The 23,062-nt window shown below is 64.0% G+C and carries 22 protein-coding genes; 10 read left to right on the top strand and 12 right to left on the bottom strand.

Annotation, left to right across the window (positions count from 1 at the left end):
• Nucleotides 1-24: 24 nt before the first annotated feature.
• Nucleotides 25-996, bottom strand: a complete 972-nt coding sequence (locus Q0L30_RS20845; RefSeq protein WP_296660575.1) for an aldo/keto reductase — start codon at nucleotides 994-996, stop codon at nucleotides 25-27.
• Between the two features lie 220 nt (nucleotides 997-1,216).
• Between Q0L30_RS20845 and Q0L30_RS20840 the strand changes: the two genes are divergently transcribed.
• Nucleotides 1,217-2,020 (top strand): 3-hydroxybutyrate dehydrogenase, encoded by an 804-nt coding sequence (locus Q0L30_RS20840; protein WP_296660573.1) that lies wholly within the window; start codon nucleotides 1,217-1,219, stop codon nucleotides 2,018-2,020.
• Nucleotides 2,021-2,036: 16 nt separating this feature from the next.
• On the top strand, nucleotides 2,037-3,311 hold the full coding sequence (locus Q0L30_RS20835; RefSeq protein ID WP_296660570.1) for a patatin-like phospholipase family protein: 1,275 nt from the start codon (nucleotides 2,037-2,039) through the stop codon (nucleotides 3,309-3,311).
• A gap of 150 nt (nucleotides 3,312-3,461) precedes the next feature.
• Here the strand turns inward: Q0L30_RS20835 and Q0L30_RS20830 are convergent, their stop codons facing one another.
• Nucleotides 3,462-4,661 (bottom strand): amino acid aminotransferase, encoded by a 1,200-nt coding sequence (locus Q0L30_RS20830; RefSeq protein WP_296660567.1) that lies wholly within the window; start codon nucleotides 4,659-4,661, stop codon nucleotides 3,462-3,464.
• A gap of 368 nt (nucleotides 4,662-5,029) precedes the next feature.
• Between Q0L30_RS20830 and uvrB the strand changes: the two genes are divergently transcribed.
• From uvrB to Q0L30_RS20800, 6 genes are all read left to right on the top strand, one after another.
• Nucleotides 5,030-7,111: an excinuclease ABC subunit UvrB gene (gene uvrB / locus Q0L30_RS20825; RefSeq protein ID WP_296660562.1), complete on the top strand. Its 2,082-nt coding sequence runs from the start codon at nucleotides 5,030-5,032 to the stop codon at nucleotides 7,109-7,111.
• Nucleotides 7,112-7,485: 374 nt separating this feature from the next.
• Nucleotides 7,486-8,034, top strand: coding sequence for an iron transporter (locus Q0L30_RS20820; RefSeq protein ID WP_296660560.1), 549 nt, complete (start codon nucleotides 7,486-7,488; stop codon nucleotides 8,032-8,034).
• 93 nt (nucleotides 8,035-8,127) lie between these two features.
• Nucleotides 8,128-8,472: a cupredoxin domain-containing protein gene (locus tag Q0L30_RS20815; protein WP_296660559.1), complete on the top strand. Its 345-nt coding sequence runs from the start codon at nucleotides 8,128-8,130 to the stop codon at nucleotides 8,470-8,472.
• Nucleotides 8,473-8,549: 77 nt separating this feature from the next.
• Complete coding sequence (locus Q0L30_RS20810; RefSeq protein WP_296660556.1) at nucleotides 8,550-9,395, top strand: FTR1 family protein; 846 nt, start codon at nucleotides 8,550-8,552, stop codon at nucleotides 9,393-9,395.
• Complete coding sequence (locus Q0L30_RS20805; RefSeq protein WP_296660554.1) at nucleotides 9,392-10,810, top strand: 4Fe-4S binding protein; 1,419 nt, start codon at nucleotides 9,392-9,394, stop codon at nucleotides 10,808-10,810. Before Q0L30_RS20810 ends, Q0L30_RS20805 begins: the two co-directional genes overlap by 4 nt.
• A gap of 30 nt (nucleotides 10,811-10,840) precedes the next feature.
• Entirely contained in the window at nucleotides 10,841-11,248 is a 408-nt protein-coding gene (locus Q0L30_RS20800) for a heme-binding protein (RefSeq protein WP_296660551.1), read from the top strand.
• 242 nt (nucleotides 11,249-11,490) lie between these two features.
• Here the strand turns inward: Q0L30_RS20800 and hemP are convergent, their stop codons facing one another.
• From hemP to Q0L30_RS20780, 4 genes are all read right to left on the bottom strand, one after another.
• Nucleotides 11,491-11,739: a hemin uptake protein HemP gene (gene hemP, locus Q0L30_RS20795; RefSeq protein ID WP_296660688.1), complete on the bottom strand. Its 249-nt coding sequence runs from the start codon at nucleotides 11,737-11,739 to the stop codon at nucleotides 11,491-11,493.
• 204 nt (nucleotides 11,740-11,943) lie between these two features.
• Nucleotides 11,944-12,429, bottom strand: coding sequence for an SRPBCC family protein (locus Q0L30_RS20790; protein ID WP_296660550.1), 486 nt, complete (start codon nucleotides 12,427-12,429; stop codon nucleotides 11,944-11,946).
• A gap of 37 nt (nucleotides 12,430-12,466) precedes the next feature.
• Nucleotides 12,467-12,865 carry an OsmC family protein gene (locus Q0L30_RS20785; RefSeq protein ID WP_296660547.1) on the bottom strand — a complete coding sequence of 133 codons (399 nt, stop codon included), beginning with the start codon at nucleotides 12,863-12,865 and terminating at the stop codon, nucleotides 12,467-12,469.
• A 133-nt stretch (nucleotides 12,866-12,998) separates the two neighbouring features.
• A complete protein-coding gene (locus tag Q0L30_RS20780) occupies nucleotides 12,999-13,892 on the bottom strand; it encodes a pirin family protein (RefSeq protein ID WP_296660546.1) in 894 nt (297 codons plus the stop codon).
• Between the two features lie 122 nt (nucleotides 13,893-14,014).
• Here Q0L30_RS20780 and Q0L30_RS20775 point away from each other — a divergent pair, with 122 nt between their 5' ends.
• Nucleotides 14,015-14,998, top strand: a complete 984-nt coding sequence (locus Q0L30_RS20775) for a LysR family transcriptional regulator (RefSeq protein WP_296660544.1) — start codon at nucleotides 14,015-14,017, stop codon at nucleotides 14,996-14,998.
• Between the two features lie 798 nt (nucleotides 14,999-15,796).
• Here Q0L30_RS20775 and Q0L30_RS20770 read toward each other — a convergent pair.
• The 6 genes from Q0L30_RS20770 to Q0L30_RS20745 all read right to left on the bottom strand — a co-directional run bounded on the left by Q0L30_RS20770 (nucleotide 15,797) and on the right by Q0L30_RS20745 (nucleotide 21,160).
• Nucleotides 15,797-16,069, bottom strand: coding sequence for a (2Fe-2S)-binding protein (locus Q0L30_RS20770; RefSeq protein WP_296660541.1), 273 nt, complete (start codon nucleotides 16,067-16,069; stop codon nucleotides 15,797-15,799).
• A 201-nt stretch (nucleotides 16,070-16,270) separates the two neighbouring features.
• A complete protein-coding gene (gene murI / locus Q0L30_RS20765; RefSeq protein WP_296660538.1) occupies nucleotides 16,271-17,155 on the bottom strand; it encodes a glutamate racemase in 885 nt (294 codons plus the stop codon).
• 40 nt (nucleotides 17,156-17,195) lie between these two features.
• Nucleotides 17,196-17,675, bottom strand: a complete 480-nt coding sequence (bfr, locus tag Q0L30_RS20760) for a bacterioferritin (protein WP_296660537.1) — start codon at nucleotides 17,673-17,675, stop codon at nucleotides 17,196-17,198.
• Nucleotides 17,676-17,916: 241 nt separating this feature from the next.
• On the bottom strand, nucleotides 17,917-19,440 hold the full coding sequence (locus Q0L30_RS20755; RefSeq protein ID WP_296660534.1) for a fumarate hydratase: 1,524 nt from the start codon (nucleotides 19,438-19,440) through the stop codon (nucleotides 17,917-17,919).
• Between the two features lie 48 nt (nucleotides 19,441-19,488).
• Nucleotides 19,489-20,091 carry a TIGR00645 family protein gene (locus tag Q0L30_RS20750; protein WP_296660532.1) on the bottom strand — a complete coding sequence of 201 codons (603 nt, stop codon included), beginning with the start codon at nucleotides 20,089-20,091 and terminating at the stop codon, nucleotides 19,489-19,491.
• 178 nt (nucleotides 20,092-20,269) lie between these two features.
• Nucleotides 20,270-21,160 carry a DMT family transporter gene (locus Q0L30_RS20745; RefSeq protein ID WP_296660529.1) on the bottom strand — a complete coding sequence of 297 codons (891 nt, stop codon included), beginning with the start codon at nucleotides 21,158-21,160 and terminating at the stop codon, nucleotides 20,270-20,272.
• A gap of 350 nt (nucleotides 21,161-21,510) precedes the next feature.
• Here Q0L30_RS20745 and acs point away from each other — a divergent pair.
• On the top strand, nucleotides 21,511-23,062 hold a 1,552-nt coding region (acs, locus tag Q0L30_RS20740), incomplete at its 3' end, for an acetate--CoA ligase (protein WP_296660527.1).

Here is a 23,062-nt window from a genome sequence, read left to right as displayed (position 1 = left end):
CTCCTGACGCGCGCGCGGCGCGTTTCACTCGTAAGCGTCGCCGACGATCTCCTCGATCTGCTGCTTGATTTCCGGCGTGATTGTCGCGGCGACGTCGCGTGCGAGCATGTTCTCCTTGATCTGCGCGACGTGCGACGCGCCGGTAATCACCGTACTCACGTGCGGATTTTTCAGAATCCACGCAATGGCGAGCTGGCCGACCGTGCAGCCCATCTGTGCGGCGAGCCCGGCGAGCTTCGCGACGATGGCGTTCTTGTCCGCGTTGGTGAGCGCCGGGCGCAGCCAGTCGTAGCCCTCGAGCTGCGCGCGGCTGTCTGCGGGCACGCCGTCGCGGTATTTGCCCGTGAGCAGACCCGAGGCAAGCGGGCTCCAGGTGGTGAGCCCGAGACCGATGTCTTCGTAGAGGCGCCGGTATTCGTCCTCCACGCGGCGGCGGTGGAACAGGTTGTACTGCGGCTGTTCCATGACCGGCTTGTGCAGATGATGCCGCTCGGCGATTTCCCACGCCGCGCGGATTTCGTCGGCGCTCCATTCCGACGTGCCCCAGTACAGCGCCTTGCCGCGCGCGATCATGTCGCTCATCGCCCAGACCGTTTCCTCGACGGGCGTGTTCGGATCGGGCCGATGGCAGAACACCAGATCGACGTAATCGAGCTGAAGCCGCTTGAGCGAGCCGTCGATGGCGTTGTGCAGGTACTTGCGGTTGAGCGTGTGGTGCTGGTTCGGCCCTTCGCTCAAGCCCCAGAAGAACTTCGTCGACACGACATAGCTCACGCGCGGCCACGCGAGTTCCTTGAGCGCCTCACCCATGATTTCTTCGGACTTGCCGCCTGCGTACCCCTCGGCATTGTCGAAGAAGTTGACGCCCGCATCGCGTGCGGCGGCGAGCGATTCGCGCGCGAGGCTGCGATCGACCTGGTTGCCGTACGTGACCCACGAGCCGATGGACAGTTCGCTCACTTGCAGGCCGGAACGGCCCAGTCGCCGATAATTCATGAATGTCTCCCGTAAAAGAAGCACGATATTAACGCCTGCCCAAGGTATACGCGCGGCACCGTGGCGCGCTGCGCGGCACCGTGCAGGATGCGGATACCTTCATGCACAATAGCGCGGTTGGCTGCGGCGCATAACGCCGCCGGAAGGCATAGGCCATCTGGCCAGTTTGACAGCGTTAGCGTGTCGAGGTCTGATCTCGTCTACTACCTGGAGGTGCTCGATGTCGTCTCTTTCACTCAACACCAAGCTCGACGGCAAGGTCGCTGTCGTTACCGGCGCGGCCAGCGGTATCGGCAAGCAGATCGCGCTCACGCTCGCACAAGCGGGCGCGGCGGTCGCCATTGCCGACCTCAACCAGAGCGGCGCGGACGCCGTTGCCGAAGAGATCAAGGCGGCGGGCGGCAAGGCGATGGGCGTCGCGATGGACGTCACGAGCGAGGACGCGGTGAATCAGGGCATCGACCGTGTCGCGGCCGAGTTCGGTTCGGTGGACATTCTCATTTCGAACGCGGGCATCCAGATCGTGAATCCGATCGAAAACTACGCGTATGCCGACTGGAAGAAGATGCAGGCCATCCACGTGGACGGCGCGTTCCTCACCACCAAGGCGGCGCTCAAGCACATGTACAAGGACGATCGCGGCGGCGTCGTGATCTACATGGGCTCGGTGCACTCGCACGAGGCGTCGCCGCTCAAGTCGGCGTATGTCGCCGCCAAGCATGCGCTGCTCGGCCTGGCACGCGTGCTCGCCAAGGAAGGCGCGAAGCACAACGTGCGCTCGCACGTAGTGTGCCCGGGCTTCGTACGCACGCCGCTCGTCGACAAACAGATTCCCGAACAGGCGAAAGAACTCGGTATTTCCGAAGAGGAAGTCGTCAAGCGCGTGATGCTGGGCGGTACGGTGGATGGCGTGTTCACGACCGTCGACGATGTCGCGCAGACTGTGCTGTTCCTCAGCGCATTCCCGAGCGCGGCATTCACCGGCCAGTCGTTCGTCGTCAGCCACGGCTGGTTCATGCAATAAGAGGGAGGGCGCGGCCATGGCGCAACGTAAAAAGCAGGCTCCGCAGAGCGCCGTCGCGGACGAGACCGGCGTGCATACCGGCGCCGCGCCGCGGCCGCGTTCGCACTACTGCGGCGGCGAGTCCGCGCAGTGGGAAACCGTCGCGCTCACATTGCAGGGCGGCGGTGCGCTCGGCGCGTATCAGGCTGGCGTCTATGAGGGCCTCGCCGAGGCCGGCATCGCGCCGAACTGGATCGCCGGTATTTCGATCGGCGCGCTCAATACGGCGATCATCGCGGGCAATCCGCCTGAGCTTCGCGTCGCGCGGTTGCGCGAGTTCTGGGAGACGATCTGCCAGCCCGCCTATAGCGTGCAGCTGCCTGCATTCGTGGAACACGCGCTCTTCAATTCGGGCGACGCCATTCGCAAGACGTTCACGGCCATGCAGGCGGCGAGCGCGCTCGTCGAAGGGCAAAAGGGTTTCTTCGTGCCGCGTTTCCCGCCGCCCATGCCGCACGCGTCGGGCCATCCGGAGCGGGCGAGCTATTACGACACGCGCCCGCTCAAGGACACGCTCGAGCGTTTGTGCGACTTCGACCGCATCAATTCGAAAGAGACGCGTGTTTCGGTGGGCGCGGTCAACGTGCGCAATGGCAACTTCGTCTACTTCGACAACACCACGACGAAGCTTCGCCCCGAGCATTTCATCGCGTCGGGTGCGCTGCCGCCCGGCTTCCCGGCCGTGGAGATCGACGGCGAGTACTACTGGGACGGCGGCCTCGTGTCGAACACGCCGCTCTACGAAGTGATCCAGACCACGCCGCGCCGCGATACGCTCGCCTTCCAGGTTGATTTATGGAGCGCGCGCGGCCCGGTGCCCGATAGCATCACCGATGTCCAGGGGCGCATGAAGGACATCCAGTATTCGAGCCGAACGCGTCTCGTGACCGACATGCTCCAGCGCTCGCAGCGCTTTCGCCATGTGTTGCGCGAAGTGCTCGACCGCGTGGCGACCGAGCATCAGCAGGATCCATGGGTCGAGCTGGCGGAGGAGCTGTCGTGCTCGAAGAAATACAACGTGGTCCATCTGATCTACCGGCAAAAGGAGTACGAGGGCCACTTCAAGGACTATCAGTTCGGCACTTCGACCATGCGCGAACATTGGCATAGCGGCTTGCAGGACATTCGTGCGTCGCTTGCGCAGCCGGGGTGGCTCGACAAGCCCGATAACGACGCCGGGTTCGTCACGCACGACATTCATCGCGATGGCCGCGCGCATCCGAAGCCGGGAGAGGGCGAGGGAGCCGTCTAGGCACGTTCGGACACGCCACATTGCCGCGTGTTGCGGCCTCTCAAAACCGGGCTTCAAATGCAAACGGCGCCCGTCATTCAGACGGGCGCCGTTTTTATTCAGCCTCGAATGCGCGTGCCGTCTATCAAGACGGCACGCGTTCAAACAAGCTTACTTGAGCACTTGCGCGACAGCGCTGGCAACGACGTCGAGATTGCGGTTGTTCAGCGCGGCCACGCAGATGCGGCCCGTGCTCACGGCGTAGATGCCGAACTCTTCGCGCAGGCGGTCGACTTGCGCCGCCGTCAGGCCCGAGTACGAGAACATGCCGCGCTGCACGTTGATGAAGTTGAAGTCGCGATCCACACCGGCGGTCATCAGGCGCTCGACGAGGCCCGTGCGCATTGCGCGGATACGGTTGCGCATTTCGCCCAGTTCGTTTTCCCACATCGTGCGCAGTTCCGGCGAGCCGAGCACTGCGGCGACCACCGAACCACCGTGCGTCGGCGGGTTCGAGTAGTTCGTGCGGATCACGCGCTTGAGCTGCGAGAGCACGCGGGTCGATTCTTCCTTGCTGTTCGTGATGATCGACAGCGCGCCGACGCGTTCGCCGTACAGCGAGAACGACTTCGAGAACGACGACGAAACGAACACGTTCAGTTCCGAAGCAGCGAACAGGCGCACGACCTCGCCATCCTCAGCGATGCCGTCACCGAAGCCCTGATAGGCGATGTCGAGGAACGGCACGAGTTCGCGCGCCTTCACGACTTCGATGATCTGCTTCCACTGGTCGATGGTCAGGTCCACGCCGGTCGGGTTGTGGCAGCATGCGTGCAGCACGATGATCGTGCCCGCCGCGTAGCTGTTCAGCGCGGCCAGCATGCCTTCGAAGTTCACGCCGTTGGTCTGCGCGTCGTAGTACGGGTAGGCGACGACTTCGAAGCCTGCGCTTTCGAAGAGGGCGCGATGGTTTTCCCAGCTCGGGTTGCTGATCGCGACCTTCACGTTCGGGTTCACGCGCTTGAGGAGGTCGGCGCCGAGCTTCAGCGCGCCCGTGCCGCCAAGCGCCTGCGCCGTCACGACGCGGCCGGCTGCGATCAGCGGCGAATCGTTGCCGAGCAGCAGCTTTTGCACGGCGGCGTCGTAGGCAGCCAGACCTTCGATCGGCAGATAGCCGCGCGGCAATCCGGCTTCGACGCGGGCCTTTTCCGCTTCGCGCACCGCGCGCAGCAGCGGAATCTTGCCTTCCTCGTTGGTGTAGACGCCCACGCCGAGGTTCACCTTGGTGGTGCGCGCATCGGCGTTATAGGCTTCGTTCAGACCGAGGATCGGGTCGCGAGGGGCAAGTTCGACAGCGGAAAAGAGGGACATGATGGTTCGGCAATAGTCAGGGATGGACACGTGGGTGGCCGCTTGCGCTTGCTCTCTCGCCGCCGCGCGTGAGAGGGCGCGGACGGCGCAGCCGGCTGGCCACGCAAGGCGCTATTGTAACGAATCTGTGACGCCTTTTCGCCCGCAGCGGTTGCTTTGCGTCCCTTTTGGACACGTTTTGGGGCGCGTTTCGTGAGCACGCTCGTGCGCAAAATCGTGCTCCGTTGCGCGGGCAGACGGCGCTGGCGCGCTCGTCGTCCGCCGCGCGGCACGTCCTTCCACCGTTCCCGCGCCCGATTCCACCCCCGGCCCGGACGTCGGCAAAACGCTAGAATAGTCCTTTGCCCCAGGCAGAGGATGTCGCCCCCATGTCCGACCAGACCGTTGCCGACGCGCCCGTGTTCGACGAATCGAAGTTCGTCCAGTACGACGGTTCGCCGTTCGAGCTTTATCAGCCGTACGCGCCGGCGGGCGACCAGCCCACGGCCATCGAGACGCTCGTCGAAGGCGTCGGCGACGGCCTCGCGTTCCAGACGCTGCTCGGCGTGACGGGCTCGGGCAAGACCTACACGATGGCGAACACGATCGCGCGCCTCGGCCGTCCGGCCATCGTGTTCGCGCCGAACAAGACGCTTGCCGCGCAGCTCTACTCGGAGTTCCGCGAGTTCTTTCCGCGCAACGCCGTCGAGTATTTCGTCTCGTACTACGACTACTACCAGCCGGAAGCGTATGTTCCGCAGCGCGATCTCTTCATCGAGAAGGATTCGTCGATCAACGAGCACATCGAGCAGATGCGCCTCTCCGCGACGAAGAGCCTGATGGAGCGGCGCGATGTCGTGATCGTGGCGACCGTGTCGGCGATCTACGGTATCGGCAATCCGTCCGAGTATCACCAGATGATTCTCACGCTGCGCCACGGCGACAAGCTCGGCCAGCGCGAAGTCATCGCGCGGCTGATCGCGATGCAGTACACGCGCAACGAGCAGGATTTCCAGCGCGGCACGTTCCGCGTGCGCGGCGACACCATCGACATCTTTCCGGCCGAGCACGCCGAAATGGCCGTGCGCGTCGAATTGTTCGACGACGAGGTCGAAACGCTGCAGCTGTTCGACCCGCTCACGGGCCGCGTGCGCCAGAAAATTCCGCGTTTCACTGTGTATCCGTCGTCGCACTACGTGACGCCGCGCGAAACCGTGCTGCGCGCCGTCGAAACCATCAAGACCGAACTGCGCGACCGGCTCGAATTCTTCCATACCGAAGGCAAGCTCGTGGAGGCCCAGCGGCTCGAACAGCGCACGCGCTTCGACCTCGAAATGCTTCAGGAGCTCGGCTTTTGCAAGGGCATCGAGAACTACTCGCGGCACTTCTCGGGCGCGGCGCCGGGCGAGCCGCCGCCGACGCTCGTCGATTACCTGCCGGGCGACGCAATGATGTTCCTCGACGAATCCCACGTCCTGATCGGCCAGTTCAACGGCATGTACAACGGCGACCGCGCGCGCAAGGAAAACCTCGTCGATTACGGCTTTCGGCTGCCTTCGGCGCTCGATAACCGGCCGCTCAAATTCGGCGAATTCGAGCGCAAGATGCGCCAGGTGGTTTTCGTGTCGGCGACGCCTGCCGATTACGAGAAGAAGGTTACGGGGCAGATCGCCGAACAGGTCGTGCGGCCCACCGGCCTCGTCGATCCGGTGATCGAAGTGCGGCCCGCTTCGACCCAGGTCGACGACGTGCTCGGCGAGATCAACGAGCGCGTGGCCGCGGGCGAGCGCGTGCTCGTCACGACGCTCACGAAGCGCATGGCCGAGCAGCTCACCGAATTCCTCTCCGATCACGGCGTGAAGGTGCGCTACCTGCATAGCGATATCGACACGGTCGAGCGCGTGGAGATCATCCGCGATCTGCGGCTTGGCACGTTCGACGTGCTCGTCGGGATCAACCTGCTGCGCGAGGGCCTCGACATTCCCGAGGTGTCGCTCGTAGCGATTCTCGACGCCGACAAGGAAGGCTTCCTGCGCGCGGAGCGCTCGCTGATCCAGACGATCGGCCGCGCGGCGCGCAACGTGAACGGCAAGGCGATTCTCTACGGCGACCGCATCACCGACTCGATGCGCCGCGCGATCGACGAAACGGAGCGCCGCCGCGCGAAGCAGATCGCGTTCAATGCGGAGCACGGCATCGTGCCGCGCGGTGTGGTCAAGCGCATCAAGGACATCATCGACGGCGTCTACAACGTCGACGAGGCGCGTGCCGAGTTGCGCGAGGAGCAGGAGCGCGCGAAGTTCGAGGATATGTCGGAGAAGCAGATCGCGAAGGAAATCAAGAAGCTCGAAAAGCAGATGATGGACTACGCGAAGAACCTCGAATTCGAAAAGGCCGCGCAGACGCGCGACCAGCTCGCACTCTTGCGCCGGCGCGTGTTTGGCGCGAACGTCGACGATCATCCTGCCTGAGCACGCCTCTTCGTGCCTGAGCGGCGCCGCGTATGTACGCGGCGCTTTCTCGCTCGACTGCGGGTCGGCCCGCATCTCAGCCAGCCGGTCAGCCTGCATCCAAGCTCGTATCTCAGCCCACCGGTCAGCCCGCCAGGCAAAAGCGCGCCCCGGAAGCGGCGCGCCCGTCACGACCCTTCAGTCTTGTAAGTTTCCGCACGGGTCTTGCGGCGCAAGACCCTTATGCCGTCAGGCCTTCCGTGATTTTTCCTTTGGTGTAGTCCATTGTAAGTGCTACACTGACATTCTTACTGAGAATGGTTCGCATTAACATTCATAGCAACATTGTGTCATTTGCTTTTGTACTTTCACTCATAAAAATGCCAGGAGTTTCGATGCGGATCCACTCATTCTTGCGCGCCACCGCGCTGATCGCCGCGGCAGCGGCTGCCTGCGGCGCCAATGCGGCCGAATACCCGATCGGCAAGCAGCACATTCTGGGCGGCATGGAAATCGGCGCGGTGTATCTGCAGCCGATCACGATGGAACCGGAAGGCATGATGCGCAAGGCTGCGGATTCCGATATCCACCTCGAAACCGACATCCACGCTGTGAAGAACAACCCGAGCGGTTTTGCCGAGGGCGACTGGATGCCGTACCTGCAGGTCCACTACGAACTGACGAAGCCCGGCTCGAACTACGTGCAAAAGGGCGACCTGATGCCGATGGTCGCGAACGACGGTCCGCATTACGGCGACAACGTCAAACTCGCGGGCCCGGGCAAATATCACCTGAAGATGACCGTCGAGGCGCCGATGCAGATGGGCAACATGGCGTTCGGCCGTCACGTCGACAAGGAAACCGGCGTGGGTCCGTGGTTCAAGCCGATCACAATCGAATACGACTTCCCGTTCGCCGGCATCGGCAAGAAGGGCGGCTACTAAGCCGAGCCGCGCGGGTGAGTCAGCAGGGCGGGCGGCGTCGCTTGCTGTAGCGGCGGCGTTGCCCGAAAACGCAGAACAGAGCAGGGAACAACAATGACTGGAATCAGAAAGTTGGCGGCGCTCGCGTTCGGCGCGGCGCTTCTCGCGCCGCTCGCCGGCGTCGTGCATGCCGCGGATCTGCCGACGTTCAGGCTGGAAATGACCGACGGCAAGTTGAACCCCGCGCGCATCGAAGTGCCCGCGGGCAAGCGCATCAAGATCGAAGTGCACAACACGGGTAAGAGCGCGGCCGAGTTCGAGAGCGTCCAGTTGCGCAAGGAAACGGTGCTGGCGCCGGGCGCGGATTCGTTCGTCGTGATCGCGCCGCTCGATCCGGGCGAGTACAAATTCTTCGACGATTTTCATCATCAGGCGCAAGGCCTGATCGTCGCGAAGTAAAGCGGCGAAGTAACGTGGCGAAACAGGCGTAGCGATGTGACGCCGCCCGCGTGTGCACCGGCGGCAGGAGGACTTGAATGGGTCAGGTGATGTTCATCGTGTGGCGGGAGAGCGTCGAGGCGCTGCTCGTCGTCGGCATTCTTCACGCGTGGCTGAAAAACGGCGATGCCGACGCGCGGCGCGGCCTGCCGTATCTATGGGGCGGCGTGGGGCTCGGGATACTCGCGGCGATTGCGCTCGGCGCGGCGCTGGTCGGGTTCACCGAGGTGCTCTCGGGCGATGGGCAGGATTACTTCCAGACGGCGATGGTGCTCATTGCCTGCGTGCTGATCGTGCAGATGGTGCTGTGGATGAAGCGGCACGGGCGCACGCTCAAGCGCGAAATGGAACAGTCGCTCGAAGCGAGCGCGCGCGATGCGAACTGGTGGGGCGTGACCGTGCTCGTTGCGCTCGCAATCGCACGCGAGGGCAGCGAGACGGTGATCTTCCTGTACGGGCTCGGCTTTGGCCAGTCGGGTCACGTCGATGCGGGCCAGTACCTTGCGGTCGCGATCGGCTTCGGCCTCGCCTTGCTCACGTTCTACGTGCTGCAACTGGGCGGCAAGGTGTTCTCGTGGCGCCACTTCTTCCGCATCACCGAGATCATGCTGTTGTTCCTCGGCGCGGGCCTGTTCCAGACCGGCATCGACAAGCTGATCGACAAGGAGATCCTGCCTGCGATCGTCGACCGGCTCTGGAACACGTCGATGATCCTCGACGATTCGAGCACCTTCGGCTCGCTCGTCGCCACGCTCACGGGTTATCGCGCACATCCCGCGCTCATGAACCTGATTGCCTACGCTGCGTACTGGGCCGTGGTGTGGCTCCTCGTGCGTCGCGCAAATGGCCGCGCGGCCGCTATCGGTGCGAGGAAAGCAGCATGAGTTGTGTGTCCTCGCAGCCGGTCGCCCGGCGCGGCAAGCTCGCACAGGTCGGGCTCTGGATGCGGCGGCACGGTGCGGTGATCCGCAACGTGCAGTGGATCGTCGTCAGCGTTTACGCCTTCCTCATTCTCGTGCCCGCGCTCATGCCGTTGCCCGGCAACACCGCGCATCTCTGGAACAATCTCACGCTCGCCGCGCAGTTCGTCTTCTGGGGCATCTGGTGGCCGTTCGTGCTGCTTTCGATGGTGCTGCTCGGCCGTGTCTGGTGCGGCGTGCTGTGCCCGGAGGGCGCGCTCTCCGAGTTTGCGAGCAAGCATGGCCGCGGCGGCGCCATTGCGCACTGGATGCGCTGGGGCGGCTGGCCGTTCGTCGCGTTCGGGCTCACGACCATCTACGGCCAGCTCGTGAGCGTCTACCAGTATCCGAAGGCGGTGCTGCTCGTGCTGGGCGGCTCGACGCTCGGCGCGATGGTGATCGGTTTTCTGTATGGCCGCGAAAAGCGTGTCTGGTGCCGCCACCTGTGTCCGGTCAACGGCGTGTTCTCGCTGCTCGCGCGTCTCGCGCCGTTTTATTACAAGGTCGACGAGGATGCGTGGCGCCGCTCGTACAAGTCCGGCGAGCAGGGCGGGCATCGCGTGATTCCGGTCAACTGCGCGCCGCTTCTGCCGCTGCGCAACATGAAGGGCGCCGCCGCGTGCCACATGTGCGGCCGCTGCGCGGGTCACCGCGACGCCATCGAACTGACATGGCGCTCGCCCACGCACGAGGTGGTCGAACTCGGCGACCGCCACGCGAAAGGCTGGGACACGGTACTGATTCTGTACGGTCTCCTCGGCATCGCCATCGGCGCGTTCCACTGGACCGGTTCGCCGTGGTTTGTCGCCGTCAAGCAGTCGATTGCCGGCTGGCTCATCGACCGCGACATCACCTGGCCGCTCGCCACGAATGCGCCGTGGTTCCTGCTCACGCATTATCCCGAGCAGAACGATGTGTTTTCGTGGCTCGACGGCGCGATGATCGTCGGCTATATCCTCGCCACGGCGCTCGTATACGGCACTGCGCTGCTCGCCATTCTGGCGGGTGTGAGCAGAGTGTTCGGGCGCTTCGAGATGCGCCGTCTGCATCACTTCGCGCAGGCCCTGATTCCGCTCGCGGGCGCGGGCGTGTTCCTCGGCCTGTCGGCCACGACGCTCGCGCTGCTGCGTGCGGAGCACCTCGCGCTCGACTGGGCATCGGGCGTGCGAATTGCCATTCTCGGCATTGCCAATCTGTGGAGTGCCTGGCTTGCGTGGCGCGTCGGCGGCCGATACAGTCAGCGGCTCGGACAGCGCAGTCTGGCGTTGATCGGCTTCGTGGCTGCGCTTGCCGTCGTCGACAGTGCGTGGTGGCTCATGTTCTGGGGCTGGGCGCACTGATCGGCAGTTCAACCGATCGGAGAGCAAACCATGCGAACCAGGGCGGTATTGACCGACGAAGACATCGTGAAGATGGCCGACGCGGCCATCGCGCATGCGCGCACGAATCAATGGAACGTGACGATTGCAGTCGTGGACGAGGGCGCGCATTTGCTGTGGCTGCGCCGGCTCGACGGCGCGGCGCCCGCCACGGCTGAAATGGCGACATCGAAAGCCCGCACGGCGGCGCTTGGCCGTCGCGAGAGCAAGCTCTATGAGGACGTCATCCGCCAGGGCCGCACGGCGTTCTTGAGCGCGCCGCTCACAGCCATGCTGGAGGGCGGCGTGCCGATCGTCGTCGATGGCGACGTGATTGGCGCAATCGGCGTTTCAGGCGTGAAATCGGATCAGGATGCGGCCGTGGCGCGCGCGGGTATCGCGGCGCTCGGCATCGCTTAAGACGGTAGACAGGGCGGTCGACAGCGCGGTCGGCAGCGCGGTGCGCGCGTTCGCGGCGGGGCGCGCGTGCGCCGGTCTTGTCTCTGTCCTTGCTACGGTGAGAAAAAATGGCGTGGCTGGCTGCGACGGCCCGCATGAAGCATGTTTGCACGAAGGGGTCAGGATTCGCGTGCAAGCCGTCTCGACTGGCTATTGCCTAACGCCTCGCGATTGGAGGCGATCCCCACAAAACCCGGTACGTCCTACTTGGTGAGAATCAGCTTGCCGAGCCGCGTGGCTCGCAATTGATACGCCTCGCCGTTATGCACGATGCTCACATGGCTGTGCCCTTGCAGCAGCGCCGTGCTGTCGAGCGGTTGCGCCGATGCGGCCGGTTGCGATTGAGCGGCGCTCGGCGCCGTGACGCGTGGGCTGATAGAGCCGCTTGAGCTACTGCTTGCGCCGCTCGTGCGGCGCAAGGTGAGCGTGGCTGAGTGATTGAAGCCGGTCATGAACGTGACGCCTTCCTCGATTCGATGGATCAATCATAAATGATAATCGTTCGCATTTGCAAGTCGAGGATAAGTATTAGATTTGCGCGGCGATAGTGGCGGACAGCGTAAGCAGGTGAAGCTGGCATGGCATGGCATGGCATGGCATGCCATGGCGTGCCCGCGCCGCACTTCACCCGCTGCATTGCTTACGCGTGACGTCGTTCAGTGCTGCAGCGCATCCGGTTCGCCCGGCCCGAGCACGAACTGGCGAATCAGTCGAACGGTATCGATATCCGATTCCCGGTACGCGGACTTCACGATTTCCGAGGTCTGCCGGTCGTCTTCGGTATCGGCGGTGGGCAGGGTCGTGCGGTACGCGAAGCGCAGGAAGAGCTGGTCTTCGTCGGGCGCTTCGATCGTCATCGTGAGCGAACCGCCGACATACGTCGCGGTCGCGAGAATGTCGTAGCGCACGCTTTGGCCGGGCGTGAGCGTGACGCGGTCGCGCACTGTCGCGTGGCCGTAGTGCAGCTCGCGCTCCAGCGTGCTTTCGGTGCGCGAGAGGATCGTGCAGCTATCGAGACCGAGCACGAACAGCTGCGGCTGCTCGGCCCGCAGGACGAGGCCCTCCCACAACTGATCGCGAGTCATTTGCGGGACCAGCGGGTTCAGCGGGTCGTTGATCTGGATGAGGTGTTCGAAATTCAAGTCGGCGGCTTCCTGTGACGATTTCCGTGTGCGCCGCCTAGACGGCCACCAGACCCGAGCGGATCGTCACCGACTGCGTGAGGATCTTGTGGACCGGACAGGCGTTGGCGATCTGCAGGAGGCGTTCGCGCTGCTCGCTCGTGAGCGTACCTTCGAGCTTGATCTGGCGGTCGATGGTCGCGCCGAGAGCGCTGTTCACCATCGTGAGGTTGACGTGCACGCCTTCGAGCGGCCATTCCTTGCGCTTCGCGTACATCTTGAGCGTGATCGACGTGCAGGCGCCGAGGCTGGACAGCAGCAGCGAGAACGGCGAGGGGCCGCGGTCGCCGCCGCCGAGCGCGGCGGGTTCGTCGGCGATCCACGTATGGGTGCCGTCGTTGAATTGAACCTGATAGTCGGTCGAGCCGATGTGGGCGTTGACAGCGGGTTCGGCCATGCACTCCTCACGGGTGGTACGGGCAACGGATAGGGGAAAGGACGCGCTGCGCGCGTCCCTCGAACCGCTATTGTGACGGAAAGCGAAAGTAACGGCGGAAAGTTCTCGCTGGCCGCGCTCAGCACGCCATGCGTCAGTGCGCGATGCGGCCCATGCGGCCGGACTGGTAGTCGGCCACGGCCTCGCGGATTTCCTGTTCCGTGTTCATCACGAACGGGCCGTAGCGCACGACCGGTTCGTGAAGCGGCACGCCGCCGATCAGCAGCACCTCCAGTGGTTCGGCCGCATCGTCCGGCGCGGCGAGCACGACCGAATCGCCGTTATTCGCGAACGCGACCATCTGCTGGGCTTCGACACGCTCACCGCCGCGCTCGCCGTCGCGCCCGTAATATCCCGCGCCCGAGAGGCCATAGGCGAACACGCGCCACGCGGCCGGCACCGGCTGCTCGACGCGGCCGCCCGGCGCGATCGTGAAATGCTGATAGAGGATGGGCGTGCGTGTTTCGATGGCCGCCTTGACGCCAAGCGCCTCGCCCGCGATCACCTTCACCGAGACCTTGCCGTCGGCCGAGCGGCCGACCGGAATGCTTGCGGTGGGCAGTTCCTGGTAGCGCGGCGCGATCATCTTGTCGCGTGCAGGCAGGTTGACCCACAACTGCAGGCCATGAATGCGGCCGCCGGTTCGCGCAAATTCGGGGTCGGGCATCTCGCTGTGGATCACGCCGGCGCCGGCCGTCATCCACTGCACGTCGCCAGGGCCGAGCGAGCCCGAATGCCCCGCCGAGTCCTTGTGAGCGAAGCGCCCTTCGAGCATGTACGTGACCGTCTCGAAGCCGCGGTGGGGATGATCGGGGGCGCCCTTCGCAGCACCGGGTGCGTAGTCGATCGGGCCCATTTCGTCGAGCAGCAGGAACGGATCGAAGTCCATCAGCGTTCGCGTCGGGAACGGTCGATGAACGATAAAGCCCGCGCCCTCGGTCGTGCGAACGGCGGGAAAGATGCGTTCGATGGTGCGGGTCGTCGTCATGGGGATCCTCTCCGAACAGTGAGCGTTGCTCGATATGCGAAACAAACGGTTATTATAGGTAGCCGTTTTAGGCCTTTTGACAGCCGTTACGCAATTGATTGTCCCATCGCTGGAACGATGAAATGAAGATCGACTCACATGACCTGAACGACCTGATGTATTTCTCGCAGGTCGTCGAGCACGGTGGTTTTTCAGCGGCCGAACGCGCGCTTGGCATTTCGAAGTCGCGTCTGTCGCGGCGCGTGAGCGAACTCGAATCGCTGCTCGGCGTGCGCCTGCTGCAGCGTTCTACGCGCAAGCTTGCGCTCACCGAAGCGGGCGAGCTTTTCTATCAGCATTGCCGCGCCATGCTCGCCGAGGCCCAGGCGGCGGTCAACGTCGTGCAGTCGTTGCGCTCGTCGCCGCGCGGCACCGTGCGCGTGAGCGTGCCGGTCACGCTTTCGCAGACCATCTTTTCGCAGATCATCCCCGATTTCATGCATCGCTTCCCCGAAGTGCGGGTCGTGATGCGCGTGACGAACCGCGTGATCGATCTGTTCGAGGACTCGGTGGATGTTGCGCTGCGCGTGCGTTCCGAGCCGCCGCAGAATGCCAACATCGTGGTGCGTCCGCTCTGGCGCACGGAGCAGATGCTCGTGGGCGCGCCCAGTCTGCTTGCGCAGAATGCGCCGCCGCTCACGCCCGGCGATCTCGCACGTTTCGAAACACTCGATACGCCCACGGGCGATGGCCGCCACGTCTTCCAGCTCATCGCGCCGGACGGCACGCGCCACGCGCACGAGCACGAGCCGCGCCTCATCTCGGCCGATCTCACCACGATCCGCGAAGCCGCGCTCGCGGGCCTCGGCATCGCGGCGCTGCCCGAGATGATGTACGGCGCCGCGCTGCGCTCGGGCAAGCTCTCGCCGGTCATGCCGGGCTGGACGCTGCCGACGCCTCAGCTTTACGCGGTGTTTCTCTCGCGGCAGGGGATGGTGCCCGCGGTGCGTGCGTTCGTCGATTACCTCGTTGAAGTGCTCGATGTCGATGAAAGCCTGCAGCAGGAGTGTCCGCTGCGCAGCGACATTGCGCCGCTGCAGGAACGTCATCGAGAGACGCACACCTGAGCGCACGAAGCTGCGAAGCGCTATCGATCGATGCGTAAAGCCGCAGCGTATGCGCGCATGTTGGGAGGTCATGTTTTTTTGCATTTAAGCGTCGCCGGCAATCGTTACTTTCAATGGGCGAAGTCTTGAATGCGCGAGGCGAGAGGAATATATTGAATTCCGTCTCGCCAAGACCGGTCTTGTGTGGGATTTGATGGCCGCTATCATAGCGAGCCTTCAGGGCTGAAAGCGCTGTCCGTGTTGCCCACGGCATGTCGCATGTATTGACGCGAACTGGCCGACGGTGAGCGTCGAGACCGCCCGAATGCGCTGCGTGCGCACGAAAAAAGGCCTTCATCTGACGATGGAGGCCTTTTACTTTGTACGGCGCGAATGCGCGGGTTGCATGTCGCTGGCGTGCGGAAGGGTTGACGATCCCGGGTTTCCGGAAACCGCAGCGACGTATAGACGCATCGACGTCTAGATGATTCGAGCCTTCTCGCCCGAATGACGATCAGGATAACGAACATTGAATCGGCTTACGACGATCGCATCTGTCGCGTGAGTACGTTTGTCGCCGGAAGAAGGGTGCATCGCCGTGGCGTGTCACGGCTCGGTGCGGGCGGCGACGTGCGAAGCACCGTCAATCGCGAAAGATCAACACCGAGATGCAGAGCGTAGTCACGAATCCAATCAGCAATTCCATTGAGGCCTCCCTGGAGCAGGATGAATGGTCGCTGGCTGGTCGTGAAACTGGCTGGCTGTTGGTACAGACGGGTACAGACGGGTACGGAAGCGGCGCTGTGCGCGCCGCGATGTTCAGGCGGCCTGGGGCTCGTAGACAGGAACCAGGGCGGTCACGGGCACGGCGGCCGGAAGCCGCTGCTGGGCGCCGCCGCAGCAACCGCTACCGCAGGCACCGCTGCCGCAGGCGCCGCTTTGCGCCATCACTTCACGAACCGATTCTTCGCACTTGCCGCAGCAGGTCGCAACGCCGAGTTCGAACTGCAGGTCGTCGAATGAATCCGTGCCTTCGGCGATGGAGGCGCGGATCTTTCGGTCGGAGACGGACTTGCACACACAGACAATCATGATGGAGCACGATAGAGGGCCGTAATGCGAATTATTATCATTCTGTTTGATGCATGTAGCAAGCACTTTAACGGAATTTTTGTAACAAAACCGGGTACTTAGCAGGGTCTTGCCATTTCGCCGAGCCGTTGCGGAACAGACAAAACGGGGGCGGAAAAGACTGCGTGCGGCCGACGGGTGCCGCAGCGAGGGATGGCGAAGTCAGGCCGCGTTGGTTTCCAGTTCGAGCGTGCGCCGCGACGGAATCCGCACGGATTCGACCTGTGCATCGATGCCGAGCAGCGCCGCTGCCAGCATGTGCAGGTGCGTGCCGTCGTTCGTCGAGCAAAAACGCGCGGGCGCGGGTGCATCGCCGGTCGCGGGCGCACGCAGTCCGTCCCGGGTCAGCACGCGTTCGAGTTGCCTCGCGATGGCGACGCTCGTGTCGATGAGCGTCATCTGCTCGCCGACGATCGAGCGGATCGCCGTATCGAGAAACGGATAATGCGTGCAGCCGAGCACGAGCGTATCGGCGCCTGCGTCGAGCATCGGCTGGAGATAACCGCGCAGCAGTGCGATGAGTGCCGGGGAGCCCACGTCGCAGCGCTCCACGGCTTCGACAAGCCCGTGGCCGGGCTGGCAGAGCACGCGCAGACCGGCGGAATGGCGTTCGAGGAGCGCCTGAAAGCGCGCGCTGCGCAGCGTAACCTGGGTTGCGAGCAAGCCCGCCACGCGCGTTTTCGAGCGCAGCGCGGCTGGCTTGATGCCGGGCTCCACGCCGACGAGCGGAATGGGCAGCCGCTCGCGCACGAATTCGATGGATTGGGCGGTGGCCGTGTTGCAGGCCACTACGAGCGCCTTCGCGCCCTGCGCCATCAGCCATTGGCCGATGGCGAGCGTGCGGTCGGCGATAAAGTCGTCGTCGCGCTGCCCGTAAGGCGCGTAGCGCGAATCGGCCACATAGACGAGCTGTTCGTCAGGCAGGAGCTTTCGCACGGCGCGCAGCACGGACAGGCCGCCAAGGCCGGAATCGAAGATGCCGACGGGCAGGGCGCTGGAGCGGGGCGAGACGTTCAAGAGATTCGGCGCAGGATAGTGGGGACGCATCCGCGAGGTGGGCGAATGCGTCGTAACGGCAAGACGGCGATCAGGATTCTACCGAACCCATGCCCGACTGCTGGTAGTTCTGGATGCCGACCTTGTCGATGAGATCAAGCTGGGTCTCGAGCCAGTCGATGTGCTCTTCGGTGTCGTCGAGGATCGTCACGAAGATCTCGCGCGAAACGAAGTCGCGCACGGACTCGCAATAGACGATCGCTTCCTTGCAGGTGGCCTGGGAAATCTGTTCGAGTTTCAGGTCGCATTCGAGGATTTCGCGGGTTTCCTCGCCGATCAGAAGCTTGTGCAGATCCTGCAGGTTCGGCAGGCCGTCGAGCATGAACACGCGCTCGATGATCATGTCGGCGTGCTTCATTTCCCCGATCGACTCGTCGTATTCGTGCTTGCCGAGCTTCTCGAGCCCCCAGTGTTTGTACATGCGGGCGTGCAGGAAGTACTGATTGATGGCGGTCAGCTCGTTCTTGAGCTGCGCATTCAGGTATTCGATGACCTTCTTGTCGCCTTGCATGATGTTTTCCTTCCTTGGTGGCCGGGCTCTGGTCATGAACAATAAACGCTGCACAGGCAAATGCCAAGGCGAAATCCGGAGCGCATTCCCGCGGCGCGGCGCGTGGGCATCAGTCGCAAAATCAGTCTCGAGGCGGCTCGCGTTACCGCGCAAAAAGAAAAACCGGGACGCTCGGCCCCGGTTTTTTTCTCATCGGCGCAAGCCGATCCGAATCATGCGATTCATGCGCGTACGCTGCGCATTAAACCTCAGCGACCGGAATCTTGCCGATTTTGGCCTGCCATTCCTTCGGGCCGGTCTGGTGAACCGAGGTGCCCGACGAATCGACGGCAACCGTCACCGGCATGTCCTGAACGTCGAACTCGTAGATGGCTTCCATGCCGAGATCCCCGAACGCGAGCACCTTCGCACCGCGGATCGCCTTCGACACGAGGTAGGCTGCGCCGCCCACGGCCATCAGGTACGCGGCCTTGTGCTTCTTGATCGCCTCGATGGCGACCGGGCCGCGCTCGGCCTTGCCGACCATCGAAATGAGGCCCGTCTGCGCGAGCATCATCTCGGTGAACTTGTCCATGCGCGTGGCGGTCGTGGGACCGGCCGGGCCGACCACTTCGTCGCGCACCGGATCGACCGGGCCGACGTAGTAGATCACGCGGTTCTTGAAGTCGACGGGCAGCTTCTCGCCCTTCGCGAGCATGTCGGCGATGCGCTTGTGCGCGGCGTCGCGGCCCGTGAGCATCTTGCCCGAGAGCAGCAGCGTCTGGCCCGGCTTCCACGAAGCGACTTCTTCCGGCGTGAGCGTGTTGAGATCGACGCGCTTGCTGGTCTCGGTGTTCGGTTCCCAGTTGACCTTCGGCCAGGCGTCGAGCGAGGGCGCTTCGAGCTTCGCCGGGCCCGAGCCGTCCAGCACGAAGTGCGCGTGGCGCGTCGCGGCGCAGTTCGGGATCATCGCGACGGGCTTCGACGCCGCGTGCGTGGCCGCAGCCATGATCTTGACGTCGAGCACGGTGGCGAGACCGCCCAGGCCCTGTGCGCCGATGCCGAGCGCGTTCACCTTCTCGTGCAGCTCGACGCGCAGTTCTTCGATCCAGTCCTTCGGGCCGCGCTCGATGATGTCCTGAATGTCGACCGGCTCCATCAGCGATTCCTTCGCCATCAGCATCGCCTTTTCAGCGGTGCCGCCGATGCCGATGCCGAGCATGCCCGGCGGGCACCAGCCCGCGCCCATCATCGGCACGGTCTTGAGCACCCAGTCGACGATCGAATCCGACGGATTCAGCATCACGAACTTCGACTTGTTCTCCGAGCCGCCGCCCTTGGCTGCGACCTGCACGTCGACCTTGTCGCCCGGCACGATCTCGTAGTGGATCACGGCCGGGGTGTTGTCGGTCGTGTTCTTGCGGGCGCCTTCGGGCGGGTTCACGATCGACGCGCGCAGCACGTTGTCCGGGTGCGTGTAACCGCGGCGCACGCCTTCGTTGATCATGTCTGTGAGGCTCATCGTGGCGCCGTCCCACCGTACGTCCATGCCGACCTTCACGAAGATCGTGACGATGCCGGTGTCCTGGCAGATCGGGCGGTGGCCTTCGGCGCACATGCGGCTGTTCGTGAGGATCTGCGCGATGGCGTCCTTCGCGGCGGGGCTCTTTTCGAGCTCGTACGCGCGACCGAGCGCTTCGATGTAGTCCTGCGGATGGTAGTAGCTGATGTACTGCAGCGAATCCGCGATGCTCTGGATCAGGTCTTCCTGTTTAATGACGGTCATGGCTGGCTTCAGTGAGTGCGGGGGTGTAATCGTGTTATGGGTGCTGCTTCATTCGGCAGCGACGGTCTCCGGCGCCGGATGCCGCGCGGCCAGTGCCTCGTAATGCTGGGGATGCGTGTGCGTGGTGAGGCGGTCGATCCACGCCATGATCAGCGCGGATGCGAGGAACGAGATATGGATGATCACCTGCCACAACACGGTGTGCGCGGAAACGGCATCCGGATTGATGAAGGTCTTCAGCAGATGAATGGATGAAATGCTGATGAGCGCCATGGCGAGCTTCACTTTGAGCACGCCGGCATTCACGTGATCGAGCCATTCGGGCTCGTCGGGGTGGCCTTCGAGGCCCATGCGCGAGACGAACGTCTCATAGCCGCCGACGATCACCATGATGAGCAGATTCGAGATCATCACGACGTCGATCAGGCCGAGCACGGCGAGCATGATGCTCGTTTCGTCGAGCGTTGTCGCATGACTGACGAGGTGCCAGACTTCCTTCAGGAACAGCACGCCGTAGACAATCTGCGCGACGATGAGGCCGAGATAGAGCGGCACCTGGAGCCAGCGGCTCATGAAGATGACGCGCGGCAGGAGGTGCGGGCGGCGCGGAGCTTGACCCGCGTGAGGCGGTCGTGGATGTGCAGCGGACATGGGCAGTGACGATGGCGAATTACGGGCGGGGCCGCCGCGCCGCGCACGCAGCACACAGCAACGCAACAGGGCGCCGCCGGCGGGTGCGCGCCGCATGGACCGGGCGCGCTATTGTACAGCGTCGGCGGCCTGGGCCGTCTCGGGACGGGCGGCGCGGCATGCCGGGCCGTGCGGCGCCTCAGGACGAGACGGGCGGCACGCGCTTCGTCTTGACGCTCGCAAGTGCGATGCCGCTGATCACGCAGGCGAGTGCGATCCCGTGCGCGGGCGTGGGCCGCTCGCCGAGAAACGCGATCCCGTAGATCGCCGCCGCCACGGGAAGCACGGCTGTGAACACGCCCGCGACGCTGCCCGCCACATGGCGGATTCCCTTCATCCAGAGCCAGAACGAGAACACGCTCGCGGAGAGCGCATACCAGAGCGAGAGCCCCCAGATGCCGGGCGGCACGCTCGAATAATCGAACGACAGTGCGTCAGGCAGACCCACGGGCAGCATCAGCAGAAAGCCGAAAAGATGTGTGTAGGCGCAGATATCGATGGCTTCGAGCGTTTGCGTGAGACGGCGCGAGAGAATCACATAGAGCGATTCGCAGCACACGGCGCCGAGCACCATCAGATTGCCCGCGAGCGATTGCGGTGCGCTGTCGTTGCCAGTATGTGCGAGGTTGACGACAGCGATGCCCGCGATGGCGAGTGCAATCGACACGAACGCGCGCGAATCGGGCCGTTCGCGCAGGAAGAGCCAGGAGAACAGTGCGACGATCGCGGGGATGGTGCTGGTGATAACGCCCGCGGCGACCGCGCTCGTGCGATGCACGCCGCCGAGCATAAGCAGCGTAAACCCGAATGTACCGAAGAGTGCCTGAAGGAAGAGATTGATCCATTCGCTGCGCTTGACGCGCCGCATCTTCGCTACGCGCAGGAGCGGCCAGAGCACGGCGAGGGCGACGACGAAACGCAGCAGCGCAAAGAGCGGAACGGGAACGAACGAAACGATCGATTTGCCGATGCCGACGTTGCTGCCCACGAGGAGCATCGCGGCGACGAGAAAAAGAGAGTAGCGGTTCAAGCTGGAATCCGGGCGCACAGGTCGGTTAGCATTCTAAGTGCCGGCCTGTCGGTGCGTCACCTGCAGGATTTACCCTCGAAGGTGTGGGTGCGTAAGTGGACGGTAAGTTGGTACGCTTAACCTTGTTCGCTCGCACGACGGGCCACGCGACGTGTCCAGCAGCATGCTGCACTGCCGCAGCAGTGCGCGCGCAAAGGTCCGCGTGAAAGGGCACGTGTCAAGGCGACGACACGCGTGCCAGCAACAATAGAGCCGCCCGCAAGGCGAGGTGGCGTTCGGAGACGGCGCGCGCACGGAAGTTGCTGCGCGTGCCCACGCGTTTGACGTTTCATTTCACGAAGGGGTCCTCGATGGCAACGATTGAATCGGTTCTTCACGAGCACCGCGTTTTCGCACCATCCGCGCAAATGGTGGCGAACGCGACGGTTTCCGGCATGGACGCCTACAACGCACTGTGCGCGGAAGCCGAGCGCGATTACGAGGGCTTCTGGGCGCGCCTGGCGCGCGAGAACCTGAGCTGGCACAAGCCGTTCTCGAAGGTGCTCGACGAATCGAACGCACCGTTCTACACGTGGTTCGAGGATGGCGAACTCAACGCTTCGTACAACAGTCTCGACCGTCACGTCGAAGCGGGCCTTGGCGAGCGCGTTGCGATCAACTTCGAAGCCGACGACGGCACCGTTACCCACGTCACCTATCGCGACCTGCTCGCGCGCGTATCGCGCTTTGCGAACGCGCTCAAAAAGCGCGGCGTGAAGAAGGGCGACCGCGTCGTGATCTATATGCCGATGTCGGTTGAAGGCGTGGTTGCGATGCAGGCGTGCGCACGCATCGGCGCGACGCATTCGGTGGTGTTCGGCGGCTTCTCGTCGAAGTCGCTCAACGAGCGCGTGGTCGACGTGGGCGCGGTCGCGCTCATCACCGCCGACGAGCAGATGCGCGGCGGCAAGGCGCTGCCGCTGAAGAACATCGCCGACGAAGCGCTCGCGATGGGCGGCTGCGAAGCGGTGCACAGCGTGATCGTGTACCAGCGCACGGGCGGCAAGGTTGCATGGCACGAGGGCCGCGACTACTGGATGCACGAACTCTCGCAGGCCGAAAGCGACACCTGCGCGCCGGTGCCGGTGGGCGCGGAGCATCCGCTGTTCATCCTTTACACGTCGGGTTCGACGGGCAAGCCGAAGGGCGTGCAGCACAGCACGGGCGGCTATCTGCTGTGGTGCGCGCTGACCATGAAGTGGGCCTTCGACTGGAAGCCCACCGACGTGTTCTGGTGCACGGCCGACATCGGCTGGGTCACGGGCCATAGCTACATCGTGTACGGTCCGCTTACGCTCGGCGCGACGCAGGTGGTGTTCGAGGGCGTGCCGACGTATCCGAACGCGGGCCGCTTCTGGGACATGATCGCGAAGCACAAGGTGAGCGTGTTCTACACGGCGCCCACGGCGATCCGCTCGCTGATCAAGGCGTCGGAAGCCGATGCGAAGGTACATCCGAAGAGCTACGACCTGTCGTCGCTGCGCGTTCTCGGCTCGGTTGGCGAGCCGATCAATCCGGAAGCATGGGTGTGGTACTACGAGAACGTGGGCGGCGCGCGCTGCCCGGTCGTCGATACGTGGTGGCAGACCGAAACGGGCGGCCACATGATCACGCCGCTGCCGGGCGCGACGCCGCTGGTGCCGGGTTCGTGCACGCTGCCGCTGCCGGGCATCATGGCGGCGATCGTCGACGAAACGGGCCAGGACGTGCCGAACGGCAACGGCGGCATCCTGGTGGTGAAGCGTCCGTGGCCGGCGATGATCCGCAACGTGTGGGGCAATCCGGAACGTTACCGCACGGGCTATTTCCCCGAGGAACTGGGCGGGCGGCTCTACCTGGCGGGCGACGGCAGCGTGCGCGACA

Source organism: Paraburkholderia sp. (genome assembly GCF_024281035.1).
Classification (GTDB): Bacteria; Pseudomonadota; Gammaproteobacteria; order Burkholderiales; family Burkholderiaceae; genus Paraburkholderia.
This window is presented reverse-complemented; position numbering and strand designations above follow the sequence as displayed.

Bases quoted from the DNA above. Each gene is read 5' to 3' on its own strand.
- Q0L30_RS20845 (WP_296660575.1), bottom strand. From the start codon at position 996: ATGAATTATCGGCGACTGGGCCGTTCCGGCCTGCAAGTGAGCGAACTG.
- Q0L30_RS20840 (WP_296660573.1), top strand. From the start codon at position 1,217: ATGTCGTCTCTTTCACTCAACACCAAGCTCGACGGCAAGGTCGCTGTC.
- Q0L30_RS20835 (WP_296660570.1), top strand. From the start codon at position 2,037: ATGGCGCAACGTAAAAAGCAGGCTCCGCAGAGCGCCGTCGCGGACGAG.
- Q0L30_RS20830 (WP_296660567.1), bottom strand. From the start codon at position 4,661: ATGTCCCTCTTTTCCGCTGTCGAACTTGCCCCTCGCGACCCGATCCTC.
- uvrB (WP_296660562.1), top strand. From the start codon at position 5,030: ATGTCCGACCAGACCGTTGCCGACGCGCCCGTGTTCGACGAATCGAAG.
- Q0L30_RS20820 (WP_296660560.1), top strand. From the start codon at position 7,486: ATGCGGATCCACTCATTCTTGCGCGCCACCGCGCTGATCGCCGCGGCA.
- Q0L30_RS20815 (WP_296660559.1), top strand. From the start codon at position 8,128: ATGACTGGAATCAGAAAGTTGGCGGCGCTCGCGTTCGGCGCGGCGCTT.
- Q0L30_RS20810 (WP_296660556.1), top strand. From the start codon at position 8,550: ATGGGTCAGGTGATGTTCATCGTGTGGCGGGAGAGCGTCGAGGCGCTG.
- Q0L30_RS20805 (WP_296660554.1), top strand. From the start codon at position 9,392: ATGAGTTGTGTGTCCTCGCAGCCGGTCGCCCGGCGCGGCAAGCTCGCA.
- Q0L30_RS20800 (WP_296660551.1), top strand. From the start codon at position 10,841: ATGCGAACCAGGGCGGTATTGACCGACGAAGACATCGTGAAGATGGCC.
- hemP (WP_296660688.1), bottom strand. From the start codon at position 11,739: ATGACCGGCTTCAATCACTCAGCCACGCTCACCTTGCGCCGCACGAGC.
- Q0L30_RS20785 (WP_296660547.1), bottom strand. From the start codon at position 12,865: ATGGCCGAACCCGCTGTCAACGCCCACATCGGCTCGACCGACTATCAG.
- Q0L30_RS20780 (WP_296660546.1), bottom strand. From the start codon at position 13,892: ATGACGACGACCCGCACCATCGAACGCATCTTTCCCGCCGTTCGCACG.
- Q0L30_RS20775 (WP_296660544.1), top strand. From the start codon at position 14,015: ATGAAGATCGACTCACATGACCTGAACGACCTGATGTATTTCTCGCAG.
- Q0L30_RS20770 (WP_296660541.1), bottom strand. From the start codon at position 16,069: ATGATTGTCTGTGTGTGCAAGTCCGTCTCCGACCGAAAGATCCGCGCC.
- murI (WP_296660538.1), bottom strand. From the start codon at position 17,155: ATGCGTCCCCACTATCCTGCGCCGAATCTCTTGAACGTCTCGCCCCGC.
- bfr (WP_296660537.1), bottom strand. From the start codon at position 17,675: ATGCAAGGCGACAAGAAGGTCATCGAATACCTGAATGCGCAGCTCAAG.
- Q0L30_RS20755 (WP_296660534.1), bottom strand. From the start codon at position 19,440: ATGACCGTCATTAAACAGGAAGACCTGATCCAGAGCATCGCGGATTCG.
- Q0L30_RS20750 (WP_296660532.1), bottom strand. From the start codon at position 20,091: ATGTCCGCTGCACATCCACGACCGCCTCACGCGGGTCAAGCTCCGCGC.